This window comes from Bacteroidota bacterium, assembly GCA_016714535.1.
In the GTDB taxonomy this organism is placed as follows: Bacteria; Bacteroidota; Bacteroidia; order AKYH767-A; family OLB10; genus JADKFV01.
This window is the reverse complement of sequence record JADKDR010000004.1, coordinates 407,599-414,116: the sequence shown is the minus strand read 5'-3', so window position 1 is coordinate 414,116 and position 6,518 is coordinate 407,599. Positions and strand designations below refer to the sequence as shown.

Here is a 6,518-nt window from a genome sequence, read left to right as displayed (position 1 = left end):
GCTGCGGAAGTTTTATTGGCTTGATTTGTTGCTAAAGATTGTGAGTAATTAAAGGCTGCAATTAAGCGTTCGCGGGGTACTGTATTTGTTGCAGGATCTTTAGTCAAATCAAAGTCTTGTTGCCCGGCCAATTTCATTTTATGCTGCAAACCTTTAGCAGTCGAGGCAACATTCTGCACTACCGAATCATCAGTAATTATTGCGCAAATACCTGCATTGCCTTTTTCTGGAAACGTATTTTGCGCAATAATGATTGTTGCTGATACGAGGAAACAAATGGTGAGGATAAAATTTTTCATAGCGATATTTCTTAGCGTTGCAAACATGCAACGGCAGCAACTCAATTAAATACCGCATTTGTGGTATTTTAAGGTTGGGCTGATCATGCAATAATCAATGATTATTAATTAAGCTATTGTAAATGATTTATGCAACGTGTTGTATATAGTTCCAATCTGAAGTTTTAATTCACTTTTGGTTTTGTCTAAAACATTGCCAACATGAACATGCGAATGACCAGCTGCAAACAGTTTTATTATTTGCGATTGTAATGGAGTAAATTTTGAATTGGATTGTATCGAACACTTACTGTGAATTAATTGCGCAACAGGCAGAGATAGTTGCGCCTGCCCTGCCGAAATTTCGGTAATGATATTTATCAATTGCCGTGCATTGCTATATTTATTTACATATCCCGATGCACCTGCACATAAGCACTGATACACCCAATCGTGCTGCAACCAGGCCGAGCTGATGATGAAATTTATATCGGGTCTTGTTTTTTTTGAAGTGGAAATAAGGTTTAAAATATTTATGCCGGGCAGGGTGATATCCAGCACAACAATGCTTGATTTAATATCCGGTAAAGATTTTTGAAAAGAATAGAAATTGTAAAACCGCTCAGTAACTTCTATTGCATGAGCATTATTCAAAACCGAAAAACAAATGCTGTTCAACTCCTTATCTGCTTCAACTAATGCAACGTTAATCGCGCTCATTTTTTATGATTGTTTTTACGTTGCGAAAAACGAGAATCAATTAAAAAGATATATACTGCATTTGTGGTATATTAAAATTATTTATGTGGGTTAACACATGAGTTTAAACCAACTTTCCTTTTGCAATAATTTCGCATCCAATACCAACAGAAGAATTAATTTCAAAACTTCCGCCTGTTTGTTCAATGCGGTATTTCATGTTTGGTAAACCATTGCCACCAAGCCTCACCTCCTGCCCCTCTCCAAAGGAGAGGGGAGAAAATCCAACTCCATCATCTTTTATTTTTAATTCAAAATTATCAGCATCAATTTTAAAATCAACAATTACATTTTTTGCTTTGGCATATTTTAAAATGTTGTTGAGTGATTCTTTCAACACTAAAAAAATATTTCTTTTTAATTCAGGATTTATGGAACGGTTTTCATAAGCATCAGGAAAATTGATTTGATAAGCGATGCCGGTGTTTTCAAAAAACTGGTGAATGTGATTGCGCATATAAACAATCAAACTATCCAGCGAATCGTGCTTAGGAGAAATAGCCCACACAATTTCGCTGAGCGAAGAATTTACATTGCGTGAGTAATCACTAATGCGGCCAAGTGTTTCAATAGCTTCGGGCGAGTTGATTTGTTTATCGCCTGCAGTCATGTCACTCAGTAAAGAAATTTTCGTTAGGCTGTGGCCAATGTCATCGTGTATATCGCGCGAAATTCTGACTCTGATATTTTCTGCTTCCTTTTCTCTTTCTGTTTGTATGAGTTGTTTTTGTGTTGATTTTAAATAAATAAGAGATTGCGAAAGTTGGTTGGAGAGTTTTTTGCGTTTTGAATACAGGTTGAAAATGTATCCACCTAAAATTATCAATCCAAAAATTCCAATAAAAGCAAAGTTCTTTTTTTGATTTTCTTTTTTTGCTATTACTTCTTTAAGTTGACTTTCTTTTTTCAGAAGGATAATTTCCTTTTCTTTTTTATCTGTTTCATAGCGCGTGCTGAGTTCTGCAATTGTTTTGGTTTTTTCATTGCTGTTAATAGAATCATTCAGTTGCCCGTGAGCATTGCGGTAATACAGGGCCTTTTCAAATTGCCCGTTCTTCTCGAAAGCTTTGGATAACCCATTTAAATATTTTAACCTTAAATTACTTTCATTCTCAACCATTGCAATTGCTTTTTTATACCAGATTATTGCACCAGTATAGTTTCCAAGACAAAACTGCGCTTCACCCAAATGAAAATGTAATTCCTTATACATGATTGGATTCTCAGATATTTGACATACTTGCAATCCTTTTTCGAAATCGGATAGACTTAATTCACATTTGTTTTGCCTCATATTAACAAGGCCGATTGTAATATAATTGTCTGCATCATAAAGGAAGTTCTTTTGTTCTTTTGCTAACAAAATGGACTTTTTAGCATAATATTCTGCACTATCATAAAGTGCCAATTCCAGATAACCCTTGCCAATATTGGTGAAGCAAAGAATATCATCAACACCATTACTTATATTTTTATACATACCGTTGGCCGTCCTAAATAGGTTTATCGCCTTTGAAAAAGATTTTTGTGTCAAGTAAACTGTTCCGATGCTTAAATTAAAATTTGCCATCATAGGTTGATCTGAAATTAATTCAGCAGCGCGAATCCCTTTTAAATAATAAATAAGAGCTGAATCAAAAGTTCCAAGGCTTTCATAAGCTGATCCAAGATTATAGTAGATAAACATCTTGTTTCGCATTCTGAGTTTCTCAGAAATAAGTGTGTCATTGAAAATAAGATCAGCTTGTCGGTTAATTAAAATACAGGAATCGTAGTTGCCGATATACAAATATGTCATACCAATATTTGAAAGTGCAATCCCATACCAACCGTTATCCTTCGCTAACTTAAACTCTATTTTTGCAAGGTTAAAAAAGTTAAGTGCCTTCCTGTTATCAAAACCCTGTTGGTATACTCCCAAGTTGTTATAAGATGATCCTTTTCCTCTGTGATATTGAAGTTTATGACTTAACTCTAATGCCTGATTTGCAAGTAGAATTGATGAATCACGGTTTTGAAAACGCAAATTATAGCTAATTTGATTGAGCAGTTTTGCCCTTACCGTATCATCAGGAATATGTTTGCGCAGTGCAGATATCAAACTGTCTGTTGATAATTGTTGTGCATGCAATAAAGTATTGCTAAAAATAATTACTACACAAAGTAGTTTCAAAAGGCATGTTATTGAAGTTGTTCTATTGTTTTGCATATTTATCTTATTAACAATTGTGAAAGTTGATTTCGATTAAATCGGAAAATAACTAAAGCTCTAAAGCGCATTTTAAAAAAGAATACCGGTTATAAATATTTCGCATCCACTTCCAACAGATGAATTAATTTCAAAACTTCCGCCTGTTTGTTCAATACGGTATTTCATGTTTGGTAAACCATTGCCACCAAGCCTCACCCGCTGCCCCTCTCCAAAGGAGAGGGGGGAAAAGCCAACACCATCATCTTTTATTTTTAACTCAAATTGATCACCGTCAATTTTAAAATCAATAGAAACATTTTTTGCTTTCGCATATTTTAAAATGTTGTTGAGCGATTCTTTAAGCACTAAAAAAATATTACGTTTTAACTCAGGATTGATGGAACGGTTTTCATAAGCATCAGGAAAATTGATTTGATAAGCGATGCTGGTGTTTTCAAAAAACTTGTGAATGTGATTGCGCATATACACAATCAAACTATCGAGCGAATCGTGTGTAGGAGAAATAGCCCACACAATTTCGCTTAGCGATGAATTTACATTGCGTGAGTAATCGCTGATGCGCCCAAGTGTTTCGATAGCTTCGGGCGAATTGATTTGCTTATCGCTTGCAGTCATATCACTCAATAAAGAAATTTTTGTAAGGCTGTGGCCAATGTCATCGTGTATATCGCGCGAAATTCGAAGACGGATATTTTCAGCTTCTTTTTCTCTTTCTGTTTGTATGAGTTGTTGTTGTGTTGATTTTAAATCGGTTAATGATTGCGAAAGTTGGTTGGAGAGTTTTTTGCGTTTTGAATAAAGAACTAAAAGATAACTACCAAAGACTAGCAGTATCGCAATTCCAAAAAAAGCAAAGTTCTTTTTTTGATTTTCATTTTTTGCCTGAACAGATTTAAGTTCATTTTCCTTTGACAACAAATTATTTTGAACAGTTATTTTCTCGTTAGAGAGCTTTTGCGAATTTATCTCAACACTCAATTTCGAAGCTTCAAGTTTTCTCAGTTCATTGGTTTGCTCTAATAGTTCAATGTCCTGAATGGATTTTTGAGAAATGAGGTTCTGTCTTTCAATCTGATTTTTTTTTTCTCTCAGCTTCAACAACTGGATATCGTTGTTCTTATTTAAAATTTGTATTCGATGATTATTTTTATTTGTCTCATATTGAACATTCAAGAGTTCAATTGTTTTTGTTTTTTCAATATTAAATATTGAATCTTTGAGCTCATAATACTGTTCAAGATACTGAAATGCCAGAGGGGTATTACCGGTTTTTTTATACAATGCTGAGATAGCCTGCAAGCATGATAGAGATACTTCATTATCATCAGGATTCATATTCTTGGCAATGAAATAATCTGTCAAAGCGATGGAATCTTTATTGATACAATTGTAAGCTTTGCCTAGTTCAAAAAACAATCTGTTTTCGACATATTTTATTTTGGTTGCTTTTGCGTATTTAATTCCTGTTTTAAGAATTGCAATAGCTGTGTCGCACTTATTTTGAGCAATTGCAATTTGTCCTAAAGTGAGATAGTTGGGTGGATAAAGCGAAACAAGGTTGTTTTTTTTAATTAGTTGAAAGGCCGTATCAAGATAAGCTTCTGCAATTTCATATTGTTCAAAATCCTTATAGATTGAAGCAAGTTGCGTAAGGCACAAAATTGGGGGGTCCACTATAGGAATGTACTTATATAGTTGATATGCTTTATTGTAGTATTCAACCGCTTTAGATTTATTTCCTTGTGCATTATAAATGCCTGCTATGCGCAATGTACCTTCAGCAAGTCCGTCATTTCTTTGAATCTGTTCGGCTATTTTAATTGACTTTAAGCCATACACAATGCTGCTATCGTAAAGAGCCATATTAGTAAACACCTGACACAAAAAACTGTAATTGAACATAAGCCGGCTGAGTTTTTCATATTCAATTATGTTCTTTTCATTTTCAATAACACTGATACTTAATCGGGTGTAAAAAAGCGAGGAGTCAAACTGAGTAAGATTACTATAGGTACGTCCAAGATTGAAAAATGCTTTTGACTGCATCAACTTGTCGTCTGCGAGTGCAAACGATTGCGAGGCTTTCTTAAAATAGATTAGAGATGAATCGGGATTTGTTTTAAGCGCAAAGTTTCCTAAATTATTATAGTAATTTCCAATTCCCTTTTGATATCTTATTGAGAGACTTTTCTGATAAGCCTGATTTGCAATTAAACGTGCCGAATCAATATTATTTGTTTTCAGAAAAAACAAGTATGCATATTGGCTTTGTGCATCTATTATTGATTTCACATCAGAACCTGTTTTAACTACAGTTAACAAACTATCCATTACAGGTGTTTGACCTATCACCTTTACTGTGAGTAATATGCAAGTTAAAATAACTATTAAAAATTTTATAGGTTTTTGCATTGATTTAGTATTATAGAAATTATAGTCTTGATTCATTTTACCGCTGCATTACCTTATTCACCATTTCCATTTTCGAATTCACTTGCAGCTTTTCATAAATATTACGTATGTGAGTTCGAACGGTATCGGGACTTAAAAAAAGTTTTTCGGCTATCTCTTTATAGATAAAACCTTTTGCAATCAATTCGGCAATTTCGCGCTCGCGATGAGATAAATCTGCAACAGGATTTTTTTGGCTGGCTGTTTTATCTCCGGTAAATGAGCCAACAACCAATCGTGCAATGCTGGTGCTCATAGGTGATCCGCCATTATTAATTTCACGAATGGCATTTACCAATTCTTCGGGTTTAGAATTTTTTAAGATATAGCCGGTAGCACCAGCTTTTAATGCACTGAAAATATTTTCGGGATTATCGAAAACGGTGCTTATCAGATATTGAATCTGCGGTTTTAATGGCTTGCAATCGGCCACACATTCAATACCTGTTTTGCCGGGCATGTTTATGTCCATAATTACAACATCCACATCAAGGGTTTTAAATTCATCAGCATAAGGTTTAGCCGATGGAAACACTTTTACCACTTCCATATCATCTTGCTCCGAAACTATTTTTCGAAGCAGCACCCGCAGGTCTTTATCGTCATCAACAATCGCAATTTTTATTTTATCCATTCGTATTTAGGTTAGTTGTTAATTTCGAGTCTGCAATATTGTTTAAAATGTTTAGTTGTAAAATACTGCAAATGCAGTATTTTTATTTATACTCACTAAAGTGTTTTCATCCTTATTTGATTCGCTTTTTAGGTTAGTTTATTGTTTAAATTAAAGTTCAAATAGCGTTATAAGAATCATCCCG

The 6,518-nt window shown here is 34.2% G+C and carries 5 protein-coding genes; all 5 read right to left on the bottom strand.

Annotated features, from left to right (window positions below; translation table 11 throughout):
- Positions 1 to 299 (bottom strand): hypothetical protein (locus tag IPO27_07625; GenBank protein ID MBK8846403.1); only part of this gene is annotated, 299 nt, incomplete at its 3' end.
- A 108-nt stretch (positions 300 to 407) separates the two neighbouring features.
- Positions 408 to 998: a response regulator transcription factor gene (locus IPO27_07620; protein ID MBK8846402.1), complete on the bottom strand. Its 591-nt coding sequence runs from the start codon at positions 996 to 998 to the stop codon at positions 408 to 410.
- A 103-nt stretch (positions 999 to 1,101) separates the two neighbouring features.
- Positions 1,102 to 3,246 (bottom strand): hypothetical protein, encoded by a 2,145-nt coding sequence (locus tag IPO27_07615; protein ID MBK8846401.1) that lies wholly within the window; start codon positions 3,244 to 3,246, stop codon positions 1,102 to 1,104.
- Positions 3,247 to 3,318: 72 nt separating this feature from the next.
- Positions 3,319 to 5,661 (bottom strand): hypothetical protein, encoded by a 2,343-nt coding sequence (locus IPO27_07610; GenBank protein ID MBK8846400.1) that lies wholly within the window; start codon positions 5,659 to 5,661, stop codon positions 3,319 to 3,321.
- A 37-nt stretch (positions 5,662 to 5,698) separates the two neighbouring features.
- Complete coding sequence (locus IPO27_07605; protein ID MBK8846399.1) at positions 5,699 to 6,334, bottom strand: response regulator transcription factor; 636 nt, start codon at positions 6,332 to 6,334, stop codon at positions 5,699 to 5,701.
- Between the last annotated feature and the right edge of the window lie 184 nt (positions 6,335 to 6,518).